Source organism: Flavobacterium difficile (assembly GCF_011392115.1).
GTDB lineage: Bacteria > Bacteroidota > Bacteroidia > Flavobacteriales > Flavobacteriaceae > Flavobacterium > Flavobacterium difficile.
This window is the reverse complement of the sequence record NZ_JAAJBT010000001.1, coordinates 143,828-163,651: the sequence shown is the minus strand read 5'-3', so window position 1 is coordinate 163,651 and position 19,824 is coordinate 143,828. Positions and strand designations below refer to the sequence as shown.

Sequence of the window (19,824 nt, the reverse complement as noted above, 5' to 3'; positions counted from 1 at the left end):
AATGGCTTTAGAATCATTAGACATACAAAACAAGTTGCAACAAACTTTTGGTGAACATGTAAAGTATTTCAGAACGGAGTACGATATGTTTGTTTTAGAAGCGAATGCAGATGTAGTGTATAACGTAATAAAATTTTTAAAAGAAGAACCTTCTTTAAACTTTAATTTTCTAACTGATGTTTGTGGGATTCATTATCCAGATAGTGAGGTGAACGAACAATATTGTGTTGTTTATCATTTACACAATTGGTTTGAAAACAAAAGAATTAGAGTTAAAACTTTTTTAAACGGTACTACTCCTGAAGTAAAATCTATCACATCTTTATATAAGTGTGCCGATTGGATGGAAAGAGAAACATACGATTTTTTCGGCATTCAATTCAATGGTCATCCAAATTTAGTTAGAATTTTAAATATGGATGAAATGGTTTCTTTCCCTATGAGAAAACAATTCCCAATGGAAGATTCAGGAAGAACAGATAAAGACGACCGTTTCTTTGGTAGAACTGTTAACAATACAACAATTTAACATGGGAAAAGTAACACTAGCAGCAGATCACAGATATTATAAATATATCGAAGAACGTCACAATGAAGACGGAAGTGAATTAGCAATTTTAAACTTAGGACCCACTCACCCTGCCACTCACGGAATTTTTCAAAACATCTTATTAATGGATGGAGAAAGAATTTTAGATGCAGAACCTACAATCGGATACATTCATAGAGCCTTTGAAAAAATTGCAGAAAACCGTCCGTTTTATCAAATTACACCACTTACAGACCGTATGAATTATTGTTCCTCACCAATTAACAATATGGCTTGGTGGATGACAATTGAAAAATTATTAAATATAGAAGTTCCTAAACGCGCACAATATTTACGTGTTATCGTTATGGAATTAGCCAGAATAACCGACCATTTAATTTGCAATTCTATCTTAGGAGTAGATACAGGTGCCTACACAGGTTTCTTATATGTATTCCAATTCCGTGAAAAAGTTTACGAAATTTACGAAGAAATTTGTGGAGCTCGTTTAACTACTAACATGGGAAGAATTGGCGGTTTCGAAAGAGATTGGTCTCCAAGAGCTTTTGAATTATTAGATACTTTCTTAAAAGATTTCCCTGTTGCATGGAAAGAATTTGAAGATTTATTTACTAGAAATAGAATTTTTATTGACAGAACTGTCAATGTTGGCGCTATTTCCGCAGAAGACGCTATGGCTTATGGATTTACAGGTCCTAACTTAAGAGCAGCTGGTATTGATTACGATGTTCGTGTAGCACAACCATATTCTTCATACGAAGATTTCGAATTTAATGTTCCTGTAGGAAAATCTGGAGATACTTACGACAGATTTTGTGTTAGAAATCAAGAAGTTTGGGAAAGTTTAAGTATTATTCGTCAGGCTTTAGATAAAATGCCTGAAGGGAATGTATATCATGCTGATGTTCCAGATTATTATCTTCCTCCAAAAGAAGACGTATACAATAATATGGAAGCTTTAATTTATCACTTTAAAATTGTAATGGGAGAAGTTCCAGTTCCAGTTGCTGAAGTATATCACCCAGTAGAAGGTGGTAATGGTGAATTAGGATTCTATTTGGTTACAGATGGAAGTAGAACGCCTTACAGATTACATTTCAGAAGACCTTGTTTCATTTATTACCAAGCGTATCCAGAAATGATTAAAGGCGCAATGCTTTCTGACGCGATTGTTATTTTATCAAGTCTTAACGTAATCGCAGGTGAATTAGACGCATAATATTGTATAAGATATATTGAATAAATGTATAATGAGATCCGTATAATGTAAACCAACATACAATTTACATTATACAATATACAAAAAAGAAAAATGGAAATATCAAATATCAAACAAGAGATAAATATAACTGAAGCGTTAATGACTCGTATTAACGAATTAATCAGTCATTATCCTGCAGATAAAAAGAAATCGGCTTTAATTCCAGTTTTACACGAAGTTCAAGACGCTCATGACAATTGGTTAAGTGTTGAATTACAACAAAAAGTAGCTGAAATCTTAGACATTCTTCCAATTGAAGTATACGAAGTAGTTACTTTCTATACTATGTTTAATACGAAACCTGTAGCCAAATACATGTTCGAATTTTGCAGAACATCATGTTGTGCCACTCGTGGTGTAGAAGATTTAATGGATTACGCTTGTTCTAAATTAGGGGTTAAAGAAGGAGAAATAACTTCAGACGGATTATTTCAAGTAGTTGGAGTAGAATGTTTAGGCGCTTGTGGTTATGCTCCAATGTTGCAATTAGGCGATTTTTATCATGAAAAACTATCAAAAGATTCTTTTGACAAATTGATAGAAGATTGCAAAGCTGAAAAAATAACTTTACACGATAAATAATATCATGGGAAAGAAAATATTATTAGACAAAATCAATATTCCAGGAATTAAAACCTATGAAGTATACCGCGAAAATGGCGGTTATAAATCAGTTGAAAAAGCGTTAACCATGCAACCAGACGATATTACTGAAGAGGTAAAAACTTCAGGACTTCGCGGTCGTGGCGGTGCAGGATTCCCAGTTGGAATGAAATGGAGTTTTATCGATAAAAAGTCGGGAAAACCTCGTCATTTAGTTTGTAATGCAGACGAATCTGAACCAGGTACTTTCAAAGACCGTTATTTAATGGAATTTATTCCTCACCTTCTAATTGAAGGAATGATCACTTCTAGTTTCGCACTAGGTTGTAACCTTTCTTACATATATATTAGAGGGGAATACATGTGGGTTTTCAAAATTTTAGAAAAAGCCATTAAAGAAGCATATGCCGCTGGTTGGTTAGGAAAAAATATCAAAGGTTCGGGTTACGATTTAGATTTATATGTTCATGTTGGCGCAGGAGCTTATATCTGTGGAGAAGAAACGGCTTTAATTGAATCTTTAGAAGGTAAAAGAGGAAATCCTCGTATCAAACCACCATTTCCTGCGATTTCAGGATTATGGGCTAACCCAACTGTGGTAAATAATGTAGAATCTATTGCCGCTGTGCCTTGGATTGTACTAAATGGAGGAGCTGAATATGCCAAAATTGGTTTAGAACGTTCTACAGGAACTAAATTAATTTCTGCCTCTGGACATATTAAAAACCCAGGAGTATACGAAATTGAAATGGGTATTACTGTTGAAGAATTCATGAATTCTGACGAATACTGTGGCGGTATGATTGACGACAGACCTTTAAAGGCTTTAGTTCCAGGAGGTTCATCGGTGCCAATTTTACCTGCACATTTAATATACAAAACTGCTGCCGGAACAGACCGATTAATGACTTACGAATCATTATCTGATGGAGGTTTCGCAACAGGTTCGATGTTAGGTTCTGGAGGTTTCATCGTATATAATGATACAACCTGTATCGTTAGAAATACTTGGAATTTCTCAAGATTCTACCACCATGAAAGTTGCGGACAATGTACACCTTGTCGTGAAGGAACAGGTTGGTTAGAAAAAATCTTATGGAGAATTGAAAACGGCCAAGGTCGTGAAGAAGATATCGATTTACTATGGAACATTCAATCTAAAATTGAAGGAAACACCATTTGCCCTTTAGGTGATGCTGCTTCTTGGCCTGTAGCTGCTGCAATACGTCACTTCAGAGAAGAATTTGAATACCATGTAAGATTCCCTGAAAAAATTAAAGATAGAAACCATTTTGTGAACGAACCTTTTGAAAAAGTACGTCACTTAATTGGAAAACAAACTGTTTAATAAAAACTCAAAAATGATTCCGCTAAGAATCAAACATTTATAACATGAAAGTAACCATAGACGGACAAAGCGTTGAAGTAGAACCAGGAACAACGATCCTGCAAGCTGCACGTATGATTGGAGGCGATTTAGTGCCACCAGCCATGTGTTATTATTCTAAATTAAAAGGAAGCGGTGGAAAATGTCGTTGCTGTTTAGTCGAAGTGGCTAAAGGTAGCGATGCCGACCCAAGACCTATGCCAAAATTAATGGCATCTTGTGTAACAGGATGTATGGATGGTATGGAAGTGAATAGTAAAAATTCAGAAAGAGTAACTGAAGCCAGAAAATCAGTAACAGAATTTTTATTAATCAACCACCCTTTAGATTGTCCAGTTTGTGATCAGGCTGGAGAATGTAATTTACAAGATTTAAGTTTCGAACACGGAAAATCAGAAACACGTTTCATTGAAGAAAAAAGAACTTTTGAACCAGAAAACATTGGTGATAAAATTCAATTACACATGAACCGTTGTATTTTATGCCAACGTTGTACAACTTTAGCTGATCAACTAACTGACAAAAGAGTTCACGGTGTTTTAAACCGAGGTGATCATGCACAAATTTCAACTTGTGTATCTGCGGCAATCGACAATGAATTTTCTGGAAATATGATTGATGTTTGTCCTGTTGGGGCATTAACAGACAAAACTTTCCGATTTAAAAGTAGAGTTTGGTTTAATAAACCTTTCAATGCACACAGAGATTGTGACAAATGTTGTGGAAAAACTACGGTTTGGATGTTCGGAAACGAAATTCAAAGAGTTACAGGAAGAAAAGATCAATATGGTGAAGTAGAAGAATTCATTTGCAACACCTGTCGTTTCGATAAAAAAGAAGTATCGGATTGGACAATTGAAGGTCCGAAAGTATTCAATAAAGATTCTGTAATCAATCAAAACAATTACAAACGTCCATTAGAGAAAGTAATTATTGAAACAGAGAAAAACATACTTTTAGGTCGCGATGAAGATCGTGTTAAAATTAGTATGTCTGGTGTACCATTAAAAAATAGTAATAAGTAATGGATAGCGTATTTATCATAGAAAAAAGTATAATTATCGTAGCGGTATTTGCTCTAACTATGCTTATGGCGATGTATTCGACTTGGGCAGAACGTAAAGTAGCTGCATTTTTACAAGATCGTGTGGGACCAAACCGTGCAGGTTGGGGTGGATTATTGCAACCACTTGCCGATGGAGCAAAATTATTTACTAAAGAAGAATTTTTTCCTAATACACCGAATAAATTTTTATTTATTTTAGGTCCAGCTATTGCCATGAGTACAGCATTAATTACAAGTGCAGTAATTCCATGGGGAGATCAAATTGAAGTTTTTGGGAGAAAAGTAGCCTTACAAGCTACAGATATTGATGTATCCATTTTATATATATTTGGAGTTTTATCAATTGGAGTATACGGAATAATGATTGGTGCATGGGCATCAAATAATAAATATTCTTTAATGTCTGCTGTGCGTGCTTCTTCACAAATGATTTCTTATGAAGTAGCTATGGGATTAGCGATGATATCTATTTTAATGATGTCGGGTTCATTATCTTTAAAAGACATTACAGTAATGCAAGCCAATGATGGATGGAATATCTTTTACCAACCACTTGCCTTCCTAATTTTCTTAATTTGTTCTTTCGCAGAAACAAATAGAACGCCTTTCGATTTAGCAGAATGTGAATCAGAATTAATTGGTGGTTATCATACCGAATATTCTTCAATGAAAATGGGATTCTATTTATTTGCTGAATATGCCAATATGTTTATATCATCAACGATTTTAGCAGTTGTATTCTTAGGTGGGTATCACTTCCCTGGAATGGCATGGGTAAATGAAAATTGGGGAATTAACATTGGAGCTTTGTTAGGTTTCTTAACTTTATTTGCAAAAATATGTTTCTTTATCTTTTTCTACATGTGGGTAAGATGGACGATTCCACGTTTCAGATACGATCAATTGATGCATTTAGGTTGGAAAATATTAATCCCGTTAGCGGTTATTAATATTATTATAACAGGAATTGTAATGGTTCTATTTAATTAATAAAGAAATGTCAATACAACAAATATCATTATCAGGAAGAAAAATGCAAGTTTCCAATAAGGAAATGTCATTTTTAGAACGAATTTACGTTTGGACGATTCTGAAAGGTTTATGGACCACTTTAAAACATTTGTTTAAAAGAAAAGTGACCATTAAATATCCAGAAGAAGTACGTGAAATGAGCAAAGTAGCTCGTTTACAACACATGTTAATGCGCGATGACCAAGGTAGAGAAAGATGCACCGCATGCGGATTGTGTGCTTTATCTTGTCCGGCCGAAGCTATTACCATGAAAGCAGCAGAACGTAAACCAGAAGAAAAAAATCTATACAGAGAAGAAAAATATGCAGAAATATATGAGATAAATATGTTGCGTTGCATTTTCTGTGGCTTATGTGAAGAAGCATGTCCGAAAGAAGCTATTTACTTAACAACTTCTAAAAAAATTGTTGCTTCAGGATACAAGAGAGAAAGCTTTATTTATGGAAAAGACAAATTGGTTATGCCTTTAGACATGGCTATTAAAAACACCCAATCTAATACAATACAGTAATTATGTTAGAAATAGTATTTTATATATTATCAGCCATAACACTGGGAACTGCTTTCTTAACAGTTGTTAGTAAAAACGCCATTCACAGTGCAATTTATTTGGTCATTTGCTTTTTTGCCTTAGCAGGACATTACCTATTATTTAATTCACAATTTTTAGCTATCGTTCATATAATTGTATATGCTGGAGCGATTATGGTATTGTTGTTATTTACCTTAATGTTAATGAATTTAGATAATGATGATGAAACTAAAAAACCATTATTTGCCAAATTGGCCGCAGTTTTTTCTGCTGGTATTTTAGGTTTAGTATTAATTGCTGCCTTACGTAAAGCACAACCAGAAAATATTGAATATGTGAATTCTGGAGTTGATTATCAATCTATAAAAGTATTAGGTAAAGTTTTACTTAACGAATATCAAGTTCCATTTGAATTTGCTTCTATCCTACTTTTAGTATCTATGATTGGTGCGGTATTAATTTCTAAAAAAGAAGAAAAAATATAATTATGAACATATTAGAACACGTTGGTATCGAAAACTATCTTACACTTTCAGCATTGCTGTTTTGTATTGGTGCGTTTGGTCTTTTATACAGAAGAAATGCCATAATCATGTTTATGTCTATTGAAATTATGCTAAATGCAGTAAACTTACTTTTAGTGGCTTTTTCTTCTTATCATGAAGATCCATCAGGGCAAGTGTTTGTATTTTTCACAATGGCAGTTGCCGCAGCAGAAGTAGCTGTTGGTTTGGCCATATTAGTTTCGGTATTTAGAAATATTGGGAATATTGACATCGATAATTTAAAAAATCTAAAAGGATAATTCTGAAATGAATACTACTATATTACTCTTATTATTTGCACCTCTTGCTGGGTTCTTAATTACACTTTTCTTTGGAAAAAAGTTAGGAAAAACAGTTTCTGGCGCAATTGGAACAGCTGCTGTTGCTATCTCATTTTTATGTACACTTAGCTTATTTTCACAGATTAATGCTGGTGAAACTATTGCTACTTTCAAACTTGCAGATTGGTTTTCAATCGGAAACATAAAAATAAATTTCTCTTTCTTATTCGATCAATTATCTGTTTTATGGTTATTGTTTGTAACAGGAATTGGATCTTTAATTCACTTATACTCTATCAGTTATATGCATGAAGACGAAAATATGCACAAATTTTTCTCTTATTTAAATTTGTTTGTATTCTTCATGATTGCATTAGTGGCAGGAAGCAACTTATTAATCATGTTCATTGGTTGGGAAGGCGTTGGATTATGTTCTTACTTACTAATCGGATTTTGGTATAAAAACCAAGATTATAATGATGCCGCAAAAAAAGCCTTCATTATGAACCGTATTGGTGATTTAGGTTTCTTAATTGGGATTTTTATCTTAGGTTTCCATTTTCAAACTTTAGAATTTTTAGAAATCAAAGCCTTATTAGGAAAAGATCTTATTACACCTAGCCTTTTATCAATCGCAGCTTTATGTTTATTCATTGGCGCTTGTGGAAAATCGGCACAATTACCTTTAGCTACTTGGTTACCAGACGCAATGGCTGGACCAACACCAGTTTCTGCCTTAATTCACGCGGCAACGATGGTAACAGCTGGTATTTTTATGATTACAAGAATGAATTTCTTATTTGATTTAACACCAGAAATTCAAAATGTTATTGCTATAGTTGGTGCGATCACTGCCATCGTAGCGGCATCAATTGGTTTAGTTCAAAACGATATCAAAAAAGTTTTAGCCTATTCTACAGTTTCGCAATTAGGATTAATGTTTTTAGCCTTAGGATTAGGCGCTTATGAAGTAGCCGTATTTCACGTAATTACTCACGCTTTCTTTAAAGCTTGTTTGTTCTTAGGTTCAGGTTCTGTAATTCATGCTTTACATGGAGAACAAGACATGAGAAACATGGGTGGTTTAAGAAAAGTAATGCCAATTACTTTCTGGACGATGATGATTTCAACCCTAGCGATTTCAGGAATTTTTCCTTTCTCAGGATTCTGGTCAAAAGACGAAATATTAATGACAGCTTTCCATGCAAATATTCCATTATGGGTTATAGGTTCGATAGCTTCAATAATGACAGCTTTCTATATGTTCCGTCTGATGTATTTAACATTCTTCAACGACTTTAGAGGAACGGAAGAACAAAAACATCATTTACATGAAAGTCCAGCTTTAATTACCATTCCATTAGTAATTTTAGCTGCTCTAGCTGCTATCGGTGGAGCCATTAGCTTACCAGGAAACAGTTGGTTAAACCATTATTTAGCTCCCTTATTCAAAAAACATGAAGCACATCATTTAGATGGACAAGCTTATATGTTAATGGCAATTGCAACAGTTGGTGCTTTAGTCGGAATTGGTATTGCTTATGCTAAATATTTGAAGAAAAAAGAAATTCCAGTAGCTGATTCTGAAGTACAAGGCTTACATAAAGTTTTATCGGACAAATATTATTTAGATGAAATTTATATGGCAACAATTGTGAAACCAATTTATATGATTTCCAATTTTGCTAAAAAATATGTGGAGAAATTCATTTCAAAAGCAGTTATTGGTTTAGGTGGTGCCACTTATGCATTATCTATAAAAGGAAAGAAAATTCAAAACGGTAATATTGGTGTGTATTTATTTGCATTCATATTCGGAATGGTTGGGTTTTTAGTTTATGTATTTGTAATTCGAGTAAAATAATGGATATTAGTATCGTTTTAATTGTATTATTAGTTGGCGCTTTAGTCACCTATTTATCTGGAAATAAATTCGCTTCTAAAACAGCTTTAATTTCAAGTATTGCCGCTTTTGGAGCAACAATAATTAGCTTAAACGCATTTCAAAATGGTGAAGATTTAGATGTAAACTTACCTTGGATTTCACAACTTAATATAAACTTCGCCTTACATGTTGATGGTTTATCTTTAGTAATGTTGGTGTTAACTACAGGATTATTACCATTAATTATTTTATCTGGATTTATCACCAAATTCGAAAATTCAAAATCAATTTATGCGTTGATGTTGTTTATGGGATTTGCAATGGCAGGAACCTTTTTAGCATCTGACGGGTTTTTATATTATATCTTTTGGGAGATTGCTTTAATTCCGATTTATTTCATTGCTTTAAATTGGGGTAATGGTGATGTTGAAGAACGTAAAAAAGCCATATTAAAATTCTTTATTTACACTTTTGCTGGTTCGTTATTTATGCTTTTGGCATTTATTTATTTGTACACTAAAGGTGGAAGTTTTGATATTACTAAATTGTATGCTTTACAATTAACCACAACAGAGAAAACCTATTTATTTATTGCTTTCTTTTTAGCATATGCGATTAAAATTCCTTTAATACCATTCCATACTTGGCAAGCGAATACATATAGCAAAGCACCAGCAGTTGGTACAATGTTATTATCTGGAATTATGTTAAAAATGGGATTGTACAGTGTTTTAAGATGGCAATTACCATTAACTGATGAAGTAGCAAAAGCTCATGTTCCATATATTGTTGGGATTTCTATAGCTGGAGTTATTTATGGAGCAATAGTTACTTTAAAACAAAAGAATCTTAAAAAATTCTTAGCCTATTCTTCATTGTCTCACGTTGGTTTAATTGCAGCAGGTTTATACTCTTTAACTTTCGAAGGATTTCAAGGTGCAGTATTGCAAATGCTTTCACACGGAATTGTAATTGTGGGATTGTTCTATGTTGTAGAATTAATATACAGCAGATATAACACGTATGAAATTAAAGAAATGGGTGGAATTAGAATTCAAGACACTTATTTCGCATCGTTGTTTATGATTATTATGTTGGCTTCAGTGGCATTACCAACAACTTTTAACTTTATTGGTGAATTCAATTTACTATACAGTTTATTCAAAGTAAATATTTGGTATGCTGTACTAGCAGGAACTACGATTATTTTGGGAGCATTTTATATGTTAAGAATGTTTCAGAAAGTAATGTTAGGTGGCGAAACAAAATCATTTAAAAAAATATCAAAACAAGAAAGTATTGTTTTAATAATTGTGGTAGGATTAACTATTTTCTTCGGATTATTCCCTCAACCAATTATCGATTTAATTACGCCAAGTTTACAATCAATTTTAACACAAATTAAATAATAATCATCATAAAATGACTACATTAATTGCAATAATAGGAATCGGTATATTTTGTTTATTAGCAGAAATAATGAATCTAAAAAAGATTATTATTCCTGTATCAATAGTGGCATTATTGACATTATTTAGTGTAAACTTAGCCGGTGAGTTACCTGAAATAACTGGTTATGAATCGATGATAATAAGCGATAAATTTGCCAAATACTTTTCAAGTTTATTTATAGTATTAACGGCTCTTTTAATTTTAATGAGCGCACCGAGCTATAAAAACAGTTCTAAATTATCTGACTTCATATCCATAAAAGTATTTATGCTTTCTGGCGCAGTAGCTATGGTAAGTTTTAGTAACATGGCAATGTTCTTTTTAGGAATCGAAGTGCTATCTATAGGTTTATACATTTTAGCAGGAAGCGACAGGTTAAACATCAAAAGTAACGAAGCAGGTATGAAATATTTCCTTATGGGTTCTTTCGCATCAGGAATTTTATTATTCGGAATTACAATGCTTTACGGAGCAACTGGAACTTTCGATGTAGGAACACTATATGAAGCCTCTATTTCAGCAAGTACAGAATTTTGGTTTTACATTGGTGTGATATTAATTACTATAGGAATGTTATTCAAAGTAGCTGCTACACCAATGCACTTTTGGGCACCTGATGTTTATGAAGGTTCTCCAACTCAAGTTACTGCAATTATGAGTACTCTGGCTAAAGTTGCAGCCATGGCTTCTTTTTTCAAGTTAATTACAATTTTAAACAGTACTATGGAGCACCGTTATACTGAAGTTATGATTGTGGTGGTTATTGCAACTATGCTTTTCGGAAATATAATGGCATTACGTCAGAAGAAAATTAAAAGAGTTATCGCATATTCTGGTATTTCTCATACTGGTTTTATGTTAATGACTCTACTTAATATCAATGCTGCAGAAAATAATTTATTGTTTTATGCTACTTCATATGCTATTGCTGGTTTAGCAGCATTTTCAGTAATTTTATTTGTAATAAAAAATGAAGATAACGATCAAATAGAAAACTTTAACGGTTTAGGAAAATCTAATCCATTAATGGCTTTTATCATGACAATCGCTTTATTATCTATGGCTGGAATTCCGATTTTAGCTGGATTTTTTGCTAAGTTTTTCTTATTAAATCAAATCATTACAAGCGGATTTATTGGTTTAGCTATTGTTGCTATAATTAATTCTATGATTGCAGTATTCTATTATTTCAAAATTGTAGTTGCAATGTATACAAAAGAACCAACTTATGGTAAAGAATTTGCCAACCATTCTGAATATTATATTGTAGGAATTGTTGCCACTGTTTTATTAGTTCTTATTGGTCTGTTTCCAGATGCAATTATGAATCTTATATAATTTATACTAGAAAATATAAAAAATCCCAACTTTTAAAATAGAAGTTGGGATTTTTTGTAGTGGTCAATTTAACATTTAATCTATACTAATTTTATGAGTTATACTTCCGTTAGTTGTAGTAACTTTTACAACATAAACTCCGGAACTAAAAGTATTCATTGGTATTTGCATATTGCTTTGCTCTTCGTTTCTAACATCCCAAAGATTTACTACTTGTCCAACCATATTGTATAAAGTTACGGTTGTTATTTGGCTGTTTCCAGTTGGATTTGAAATTTTAAATACTTTTTCAGTAGCATGATAGAAAACATCAAGTTCCAACGTATTAGTTTGCTCTAATGCTGAAGTTTCAACTAGATTTGTTCCAGTCGCTACAATACCATTTCTATTATTAAAAGTTAAATAGAATCGATTGTTATGTTCACCAGCAACTAATTTAACTCTAAAAGGCTGATTTTTAATATTATGATGCAAGCCTGTAAGATTATCAAAAATGAAAACTTTTCGGTTTAAGTCGAAATTTTCAACACCATCTAAAAGCAATTCAACAATACCTGTTTGGTCTACTTTGACCGAAATAGGATGTCTTTTGTATTCATCAAAAAAACCAACTCCTTGAATAATTAAATTCGTATTATTACATGAAAAATACATGTCGCTTGGTTGATTGTCAATATGTAAACCATCGTAACCTGCATCTATTCCGTCAGAGGCTTTTTCATTCATAAAACCAAGTAAAATTTGTCTGTGAAAGTTGTTAGCAGAATTAAAACCTATACGTATTTTGGCAAAATTATGTGTTATAAAAGTATCATCAGAATTAGTACTATTATTCGGATTTGATTCTGTAATTGGATTAGTAACTTTAAACATTTCGAAGGATGACGGAGCGTCTTCTTTTACAAATATTCTTTGCGAATTATTAAACGTAATATTTCCTCCTGAACTACTTCCAAAAACGAAAAAAGCTTGACCTACAGGGATAAATCGTTGTGCTAATTTAGTATTTCCACCTAAACCACTAATTCCAGGAGGAGCAATTGGCGGTGTACCTCCAACTTTTGTATATGCGGCATAGCCACCTTGATATCCTTGCAAAATATGAGTATTATTAACCGCTGCATGTTCCCAAAAATATAAAGTACCATTAGTAGCACCAAACGGACCCGCTAATGAACTAACATTGTCGTCTATAAACTTATCGGCATCTAGAGCAGATGCATATGGATTTCCACTTAAATTTAAATTATTTGCCGAAATAGGATTTGTTATAGGGCCGTTATATGGTTTTCCGATAAATGTATAATTTTGTTTTGGAGTAATAGCACCACTTCCTTTCATAGTGAATCCTTGTGAAGGACTTAATGCCCCGGTTTCTAATACTTGTGTCCAATTGGCATAATTACCTGAAATATTTTGAAATTTGTATATCCAAAAACGCGCTATACTAATTGGATTTGTTGGAGATCCATTATAACCAGCCACCCAATTAATGGCTGTGGGACTTGCCACATTTGTGCCGTCTCGCATTACAGTTGCTACCGTATAATTACTATTATTTACACTTGAATTAATTGGACCCACAGGCGAAGACCAATAATTGTAATTGAACAAATTTGAAGATCCTTGTTGGTCTCTTTCGATCCAACCTTCACTTGTAGGTTCAAGATCGCTAAGAGTAGTTTGTAGCAATTGAGAACGACCAGATAAATCGATACTTCCGTTTAACAACAAATACCAATCGTTTTGTAATTTCGTATCGTTATTCATAAAAATAGAAGCACCCGAATTTATTAGTAATCCTAAATCGGTAGAATTTGAAGTTTCGGTAATAGTATGAGATACATTAACAATAGACCAATCGTAATCCATGGCATCCATTCCTCTAATTTCTTTAGTTGGGCTGTTAATTGCTGTAGCAAAATCCCCATTTCTTTCTGTTAAAAAAGGCAATGGTGCTTGTTGTATATTTATCACTTTATGATTAAATATTTTTGTTCCAGTTAAGTCTATAGCTGGCGTAGTTAAATCGTCGATAATATCATCTTTGTATACATCCATTCTGTAGTATCTAATTAAATTAGAAAAAGGGAGCACGCCGATATCTTTGGGAATAATTTCTCCACGAACTTGTGAAGCGTTATCTTTAATTTCCTGATAAACCATTCTTTGTAGTTGCGTGTTGGATAACCCTATGTTAAACACACGCACTTCGTCTAATTTTCCTCTGAAAAACTCAGTGTTACTGGTAGGATTTTTTCCTAAAGTCAATAAAGATACATCTGGTGCGATATTACCCGCTAAAGCTTGTGAAGCAACTTGCAATCCGTTTAAATAAAGTCTCACACTTCCTCCAGAATAAATTGCAGCTACATGATACCACTGATTGGTGTTTAAAGCAGTATTAAAAGTAACAGTCGTACCGTTAACAGTTGCTTGTAACCTTCTTATATTTGATATTTTTAATTGGAAATTATTTTGTCCAATTATCACACCATCTGTATTAAATCCGTTGGCTAAATTAATCCAAGACATTAATGTAGCTGATGACAAACCACCTAAAACAGCTGTACTTTGTGCGTAATCGTTTCTACCATCAAATTCTAGTAAGAGCTTTCTATTTAAATCTCTTGGCGATCCAAAATAAGCAATGTTCGTATCAAAAGCATCTAAAATTCCATCTTTATCTATATCTGTATTTCCATCGATTATTCCATCGTTATTGGCATCTAAAGCAGCATAAAGCGTAGTTGAAATATCAAAGATTCCATTACTTGTAACGTCTAAATAATTTGGAAATAAATCGCCATCCGTGTCTAATACAAAATCTAAAAAGGGTGCAATAATAGAACCTTGATCTAAATTACCGTAACTATTTAAACCATAATCGTATGCATCTAAAATACCATCTCCATAACCTTCAACTACACCATCACCGTTAGTATCTTTACTTCTAAACGTTTCTGTATCTGCACCATCACCTTTTCCATCGCCAGTAATATCTCCATCACCATTAATAAAACCAGGAATTGCATTGGTATTTCCTGCACCAGATTCGTCAACATCAAAAACAGTATCGTTGTCTGAATCTAAATCCATATAATTTGGAGCACCATCACCATCAAAATCGGGAGTAATTAATAACCCTTCAGCAGCATCGTGTAAACCATTTATATTGGCATCTATCCAAGCTACATCCATTTTACCTTTACCATTACTTAAATTTCCTAAACCCACTTCAATAATATCTTCAATACCATCATTATCAGAATCTAAATCGAAAACATCGGCCACTCCATCTAAATCTAAATCACATAAAGCTTGTGTAATTAAGATATCATCTAACGCCAAATCGTTTCCTAAACCACCTGTTTCATTATTGATAAAAATTACATTAAAAGCATCTACATTTAAATTTAAACTTGCCGTAAATTGGTACCAATCGCCCGCCAAATTTCCAGCAGTAGTTGGTGCGATATTACCCGTACTAATTGAAGTTAAAAGATTATTATTTACATCTCTAAATTCAACTCTAACGTTAGGTCTTAAACGCGTAGCAATACCTGGAGCATCAGTTCTGTCCAAATTTAAAACCCAAAAACTATATGTAATTGGAATATTTGGCAAAGCACCAGTAATTGAAGCAGTATAAAAAATACCTGGAGTATAAGAAGCATTAAAAATGGCCATTCTCCCATTTGGATCGCCAGTATGATCACCTCCTAAATGCCAATAAGCGGCAGCCCAAGAGGCGATTTGTGAAGTAGAAAAAACACCATATTCTCCATCATTTAGATCGATAGAACTTAACGTAGGACAAGCAACAGTATTTGCAGCTCCAACCCCGTTTTCATAGCAATAGGTTGTAATAGCATTATAAGTTGTATTGATTGTAGTTCTTAGACCAGCTCCAAAAGTTTCATTTAAAAACTTATAATTGACTTTAGGACCGTTAGCATTATTACAATTTGTTTCCTCAATAGCATCGCGAATTCCGTCGTTATCATCATCGATATCGATATTATCAAAAACACCATCGTTGTCACTGTCAAAAAAGGTTTGTATACAAACGCCAGATAAAGAAAAGAGAAATGGATTTTCGTCTGAATCATTGTTTACAAAAGATAGAATTGCCGTTTTGGTTCCAATTATTGAGGGATTAAAAGTTACAGTAAAAGAAGTTGAACCACCTGGAGCTACAGAAGATGCTGGAGCTGTTGTGATGGAAAAATCACCAGGATTAGCTCCAGAAAAAATAATTCCACCTAAATTTAAGGTAGCAAATCCAGAATTACTTACTACATATGTTCTAGATACAGCCGCTCCTACTCCTGTTGTACCAAAATCAGTAAAATCTATTATAGACGGAGTAACATCTCCATTTACAATAGAATTTGCGTTACCTTGTACATCGATTTCTGGTTGAGAAATTGCAGTTCCTCTAATAGCATATACATAAGTTAAAACTCCTGCATTATTTGTATATCTTACAGTAACTGTAGCATTTTTAACTCCTACTGGTCCTAGTGGAGTAAAACGTACAACTAAATTTGGAGAAAAAACAGTACCTAAACCATTTAATGTATTTCCAGAATTGGGACCAGAAATAATGGAAAACTGGGCAGCATCTACTCCACTGATCACTACAGATGGATTAGCGAAAGTGATACGCCTTGAAGCATTAGTACCTCCAGTTCCAGAATTTCTTAATACAAATGTATTGTTTTGAAAAGAGCCAATATTTACATTTCCAAAATCTGTAAAATCAGTTAAACTTGGAGTAACATCTCCATTAGCAATTGGCAATGCATTTCCCAAAATGACTAAATTTGCATTTTGAGAATAACTTGTAACAGTAAAAATAAAAAAACTAATTATTAGAAATAGTTTTTTAGGTATAGTAGTAATTTTTTTTTTCATAATCTGAGGCGATTTGAGATTAAACTTAGGTCATTGCATTCATATTATTTTAGTGTTATTGAATAGTTAATTAAATGTATTTTTTTTGAAATTTATTCAAATATTATGTTAAAAGTATAAATTATATTCTAACTAAAAAACTTTAATATGTTAAATTGATAATATCATATTAATTTAAATGAATTTATAACAATTAAAATATTTTTTGTTAAGATTTTATATATTAATTTTTTTAATTAGGAAAACATCGCCCATCTGACATAAAAAACCGACACAAAACACTTAACAAGCAGATAACATATAAAAAAGAAGATTTTGTAAGAAATAAACTTACAAGTAAAGATTATTCCTAAAATAAAAAAGAAGTACTACTAAAAGACTACAACTCTACTAATACAGAAACTGCATTTCCGCCGAATCCTACTGCATTTACTAATATTTTATTAGGAATGTTAGAATTCGAATTTTTATAGAATGGAGTGGCTACAAAATGTTGTTTTTGCAACATTAAAATGGCTAATTCAATACTTAATAATCCTGAAGTTGCAAACGTATGCCCTACTTTCCATTTATTAGAAGTCAACAATGGTAAATGATTTCCAAAAACGGTTTTAATAGCCTCGAATTCGGTTGCATCACCTTGAATTGTTCCGGGTGCGTGCATGACAATTGCATCGATATCCTTGAGATCATTTGAACCGATTGCCATTTGCATCGATTTTTGAAAACATTTTGCATCAGCTGATATAGAAGTACTGCTTGATAAAACTTCTGTAGCATAACCTATTCCAATAATTTTTGCAATGGCATTTTTGGAAGAAAGTGACAAAGACAAACATGCTGCCGCTTCACCCAAAACCATAGTATTGCTAGTTTTCTGAAAATCTAAACTTCTGTTGGCTAAAACGTTTTCCTCTGTTGAGTATACTTTTAAAGCTGATAATTGGCTTAGTGTAAAGGGAGTTAAAGGCGCTTCACTAGCACCTACTAAAAAAGTTTCCGACATGCCCGATTGCAACCAAGCTATACCATTTAAAAGAGAATGCAAACCTGTGGAACAAGTGATTGAGTGAGAAATCTCAGGACCTTCAGATTGTAAATCGTGAGACACCCAACTAGAAATATTTCCTAAAGTTGTAGAAGGTGATGTGAATGTAGACACCATTCCATCGTTTATAAAATCAGCATGATGTTTTTCAAATAAAATTGTAGCACCACGAGAAGAACCAAAATTGATTCCAATATTTTTGTCCGTAAAACCACTATTTTTAAAACAAGTTCTTGCGACCAAAATAGCCATTACAACTGACTTGTCTAAATGTTTATATTTAGTATCAGATAATATTATTTCATCTAGAAGTTGATTTTCTTTTTTAGAAAACTCAGCAACCCAATAGTTTTTACTATTCGCATTAAGCTTATTAAACAAAGAATTTTCATGTAAATAATTATTCCAAATTTCTTCAGAAGTAGTTCCTAAAGCAGAAATAGAAGTAACAGAATGAATATAAACAGGTTGTTTTAACATGAAATCTCGTTTATGGCTTGTTCGATTGTAGAATAAATTTGTTGCAAACTTTCGTTAGAAATTATATAGGAAGGTAAAATATAAATAGTATTTCCTACTGGTCTTAAAATCACACCTTTATTTATAAAATAATTATAAAACTGGTTGCGTAAATCGCTATAATAGTCTTGTTTTTCGGAAACTTGAATTTCAAGAGCAAAAATTACACCTAAAACGCGTGTTGTTTTTACTTTAGAATGTTGTTGAATATGCTTTTCAAATTGAAGATGAGAAGCCTGAATTCTATGGATATTTTCTAAAGTGGTTGGGTTTTTTAATAATTCTATGCTCGCCAAAGCTGCTGCACAACCTGTTGGATTCGCTGTAAACGTATGCCCATGAAACAAGGCGTGACTTTTATTATCGCTAACAAAACCATCAAAAATAGCTTGAGTAAACGTTGTAATGGCCATCGGAATCGTTCCACCGGTAAGTGCTTTACTCAAACACATCATATCCGGTAAATTTTTCAGATAATTAGAGGCAAAAAGTTTTCCTGTTTTTCCGAAACCTGTCATCACTTCATCAGCAATAGTAAATACCGCATTTTGTTTACAAATGGCAATCAATGCATCTAATTCCGAAGCTTCATACATCACCATTCCTGCCGCACCTAAAACTAAGGGTTCGAAAATAAAGGCTGCGACTTCATTTTCAGCAATAGCTTTTTGCAAAGCAACTTTCGAACTTTCTTCATTGCCTTTTGTCGGAACTGGAATTCGAATTACATTTATTAGTGCATCTTGAAACGCTTCTGTAAACAAACCAATACCACTTACTGCCATCGCACCAAACGTATCGCCATGAAAAGCATCTTCAAAAGCAATAATGGTATTTTTTTTAATTCCTTTATTATAATGATACTGAAAAGACGCTTTAATAGCTACTTCTACAGCTGTTGACCCATTATCAGAATAAAAAAACTTTCTCTGATTCGCAGGTAAAATCTCTATTAATTTCTCCGCTAATTCTACTACAACATTATGAGTAAAACCACCAAACAACACGTGTTCTAAAGTAGTTAATTGTTTGTAAATCGCCTCCGCAATAAAGGCATTACTATGTCCGAACGGATTGACCCACCAAGAGGCAATTGCATCAATATATTGTTTGCCGTTTTCGTCCCACAAAAATTCGTCATTTCCTTTTACAATTGCTGGAAAATGCGAAAATATTTTATGTTGTGTATAAGGATGCCAGTTGTATAAAGCGTCTTTTTCTGAAAGTGTCATGGTTATGGTGACTAGTAATTAATAGTTAGTCGAGGATACAAAGATAAGCAAACATTTTTATCGGGCATTCCCTCGTTGTAGAACAATGAATTATAAATCATATAAATTTAAACAACGAGGTCGTGTGTTCCGTTATATCTTTTTTCCCTTTCTTATTCCCAACAAAAAAAAGG

15 protein-coding genes are annotated in these 19,824 nt (G+C 33.0%); 12 read left to right on the top strand and 3 right to left on the bottom strand.

Features of this window, described 5'->3' with window-relative positions; genetic code table 11:
- The first annotated feature begins 1 nt into the window (after position 1).
- From G4D72_RS00705 to G4D72_RS00650, 12 genes are all read left to right on the top strand, one after another.
- Positions 2-529 carry an NADH-quinone oxidoreductase subunit C gene (locus tag G4D72_RS00705; protein ID WP_166075660.1) on the top strand — a complete coding sequence of 176 codons (528 nt, stop codon included), beginning with the start codon at positions 2-4 and terminating at the stop codon, positions 527-529.
- Between the two features lies 1 nt (position 530).
- On the top strand, positions 531-1,769 hold the full coding sequence (locus G4D72_RS00700; RefSeq protein ID WP_166075659.1) for an NADH-quinone oxidoreductase subunit D: 1,239 nt from the start codon (positions 531-533) through the stop codon (positions 1,767-1,769).
- Between the two features lie 93 nt (positions 1,770-1,862).
- Positions 1,863-2,393, top strand: a complete 531-nt coding sequence (locus G4D72_RS00695) for an NADH-quinone oxidoreductase subunit NuoE family protein (RefSeq protein ID WP_166075658.1) — start codon at positions 1,863-1,865, stop codon at positions 2,391-2,393.
- A 4-nt stretch (positions 2,394-2,397) separates the two neighbouring features.
- On the top strand, positions 2,398-3,762 hold the full coding sequence (gene nuoF / locus G4D72_RS00690; RefSeq protein WP_166075657.1) for an NADH-quinone oxidoreductase subunit NuoF: 1,365 nt from the start codon (positions 2,398-2,400) through the stop codon (positions 3,760-3,762).
- A 44-nt stretch (positions 3,763-3,806) separates the two neighbouring features.
- Positions 3,807-4,826, top strand: a complete 1,020-nt coding sequence (locus G4D72_RS00685; RefSeq protein WP_166075656.1) for a 2Fe-2S iron-sulfur cluster-binding protein — start codon at positions 3,807-3,809, stop codon at positions 4,824-4,826.
- Complete coding sequence (nuoH, locus tag G4D72_RS00680) at positions 4,826-5,857, top strand: NADH-quinone oxidoreductase subunit NuoH (protein WP_166075655.1); 1,032 nt, start codon at positions 4,826-4,828, stop codon at positions 5,855-5,857. The genes G4D72_RS00685 and nuoH overlap by 1 nt, the downstream gene beginning before the upstream one ends.
- Positions 5,858-5,864: 7 nt before the next feature.
- On the top strand, positions 5,865-6,410 hold the full coding sequence (locus G4D72_RS00675; RefSeq protein WP_166075654.1) for a NuoI/complex I 23 kDa subunit family protein: 546 nt from the start codon (positions 5,865-5,867) through the stop codon (positions 6,408-6,410).
- Positions 6,411-6,412: 2 nt separating this feature from the next.
- Positions 6,413-6,916 (top strand): NADH-quinone oxidoreductase subunit J family protein, encoded by a 504-nt coding sequence (locus tag G4D72_RS00670; protein WP_166075653.1) that lies wholly within the window; start codon positions 6,413-6,415, stop codon positions 6,914-6,916.
- Positions 6,916-7,236 carry an NADH-quinone oxidoreductase subunit NuoK gene (gene nuoK, locus G4D72_RS00665; RefSeq protein WP_091310402.1) on the top strand — a complete coding sequence of 107 codons (321 nt, stop codon included), beginning with the start codon at positions 6,916-6,918 and terminating at the stop codon, positions 7,234-7,236. The genes G4D72_RS00670 and nuoK overlap by 1 nt, the downstream gene beginning before the upstream one ends.
- Before the next feature lie 7 nt (positions 7,237-7,243).
- Positions 7,244-9,121, top strand: coding sequence for an NADH-quinone oxidoreductase subunit L (gene nuoL / locus G4D72_RS00660; RefSeq protein ID WP_166075652.1), 1,878 nt, complete (start codon positions 7,244-7,246; stop codon positions 9,119-9,121).
- Positions 9,121-10,551, top strand: coding sequence for a complex I subunit 4 family protein (locus G4D72_RS00655; RefSeq protein WP_166075651.1), 1,431 nt, complete (start codon positions 9,121-9,123; stop codon positions 10,549-10,551). Before nuoL ends, G4D72_RS00655 begins: the two co-directional genes overlap by 1 nt.
- 13 nt (positions 10,552-10,564) lie before the next feature.
- Positions 10,565-11,932, top strand: coding sequence for an NADH-quinone oxidoreductase subunit N (locus G4D72_RS00650; RefSeq protein WP_166075650.1), 1,368 nt, complete (start codon positions 10,565-10,567; stop codon positions 11,930-11,932).
- 75 nt (positions 11,933-12,007) lie between these two features.
- Here G4D72_RS00650 and G4D72_RS00645 read toward each other — a convergent pair whose 3' ends face one another.
- The 3 genes from G4D72_RS00645 to bioA form a co-directional block, all read right to left on the bottom strand.
- Positions 12,008-16,852: a choice-of-anchor D domain-containing protein gene (locus G4D72_RS00645; RefSeq protein ID WP_166075649.1), complete on the bottom strand. Its 4,845-nt coding sequence runs from the start codon at positions 16,850-16,852 to the stop codon at positions 12,008-12,010.
- Between the two features lie 379 nt (positions 16,853-17,231).
- Positions 17,232-18,380 (bottom strand): beta-ketoacyl synthase N-terminal-like domain-containing protein, encoded by a 1,149-nt coding sequence (locus G4D72_RS00640; RefSeq protein ID WP_166075648.1) that lies wholly within the window; start codon positions 18,378-18,380, stop codon positions 17,232-17,234.
- A complete protein-coding gene (bioA, locus tag G4D72_RS00635; protein WP_166075647.1) occupies positions 18,374-19,651 on the bottom strand; it encodes an adenosylmethionine--8-amino-7-oxononanoate transaminase in 1,278 nt (425 codons plus the stop codon). Before bioA ends, G4D72_RS00640 begins: the two co-directional genes overlap by 7 nt.
- Between the last annotated feature and the right edge of the window lie 173 nt (positions 19,652-19,824).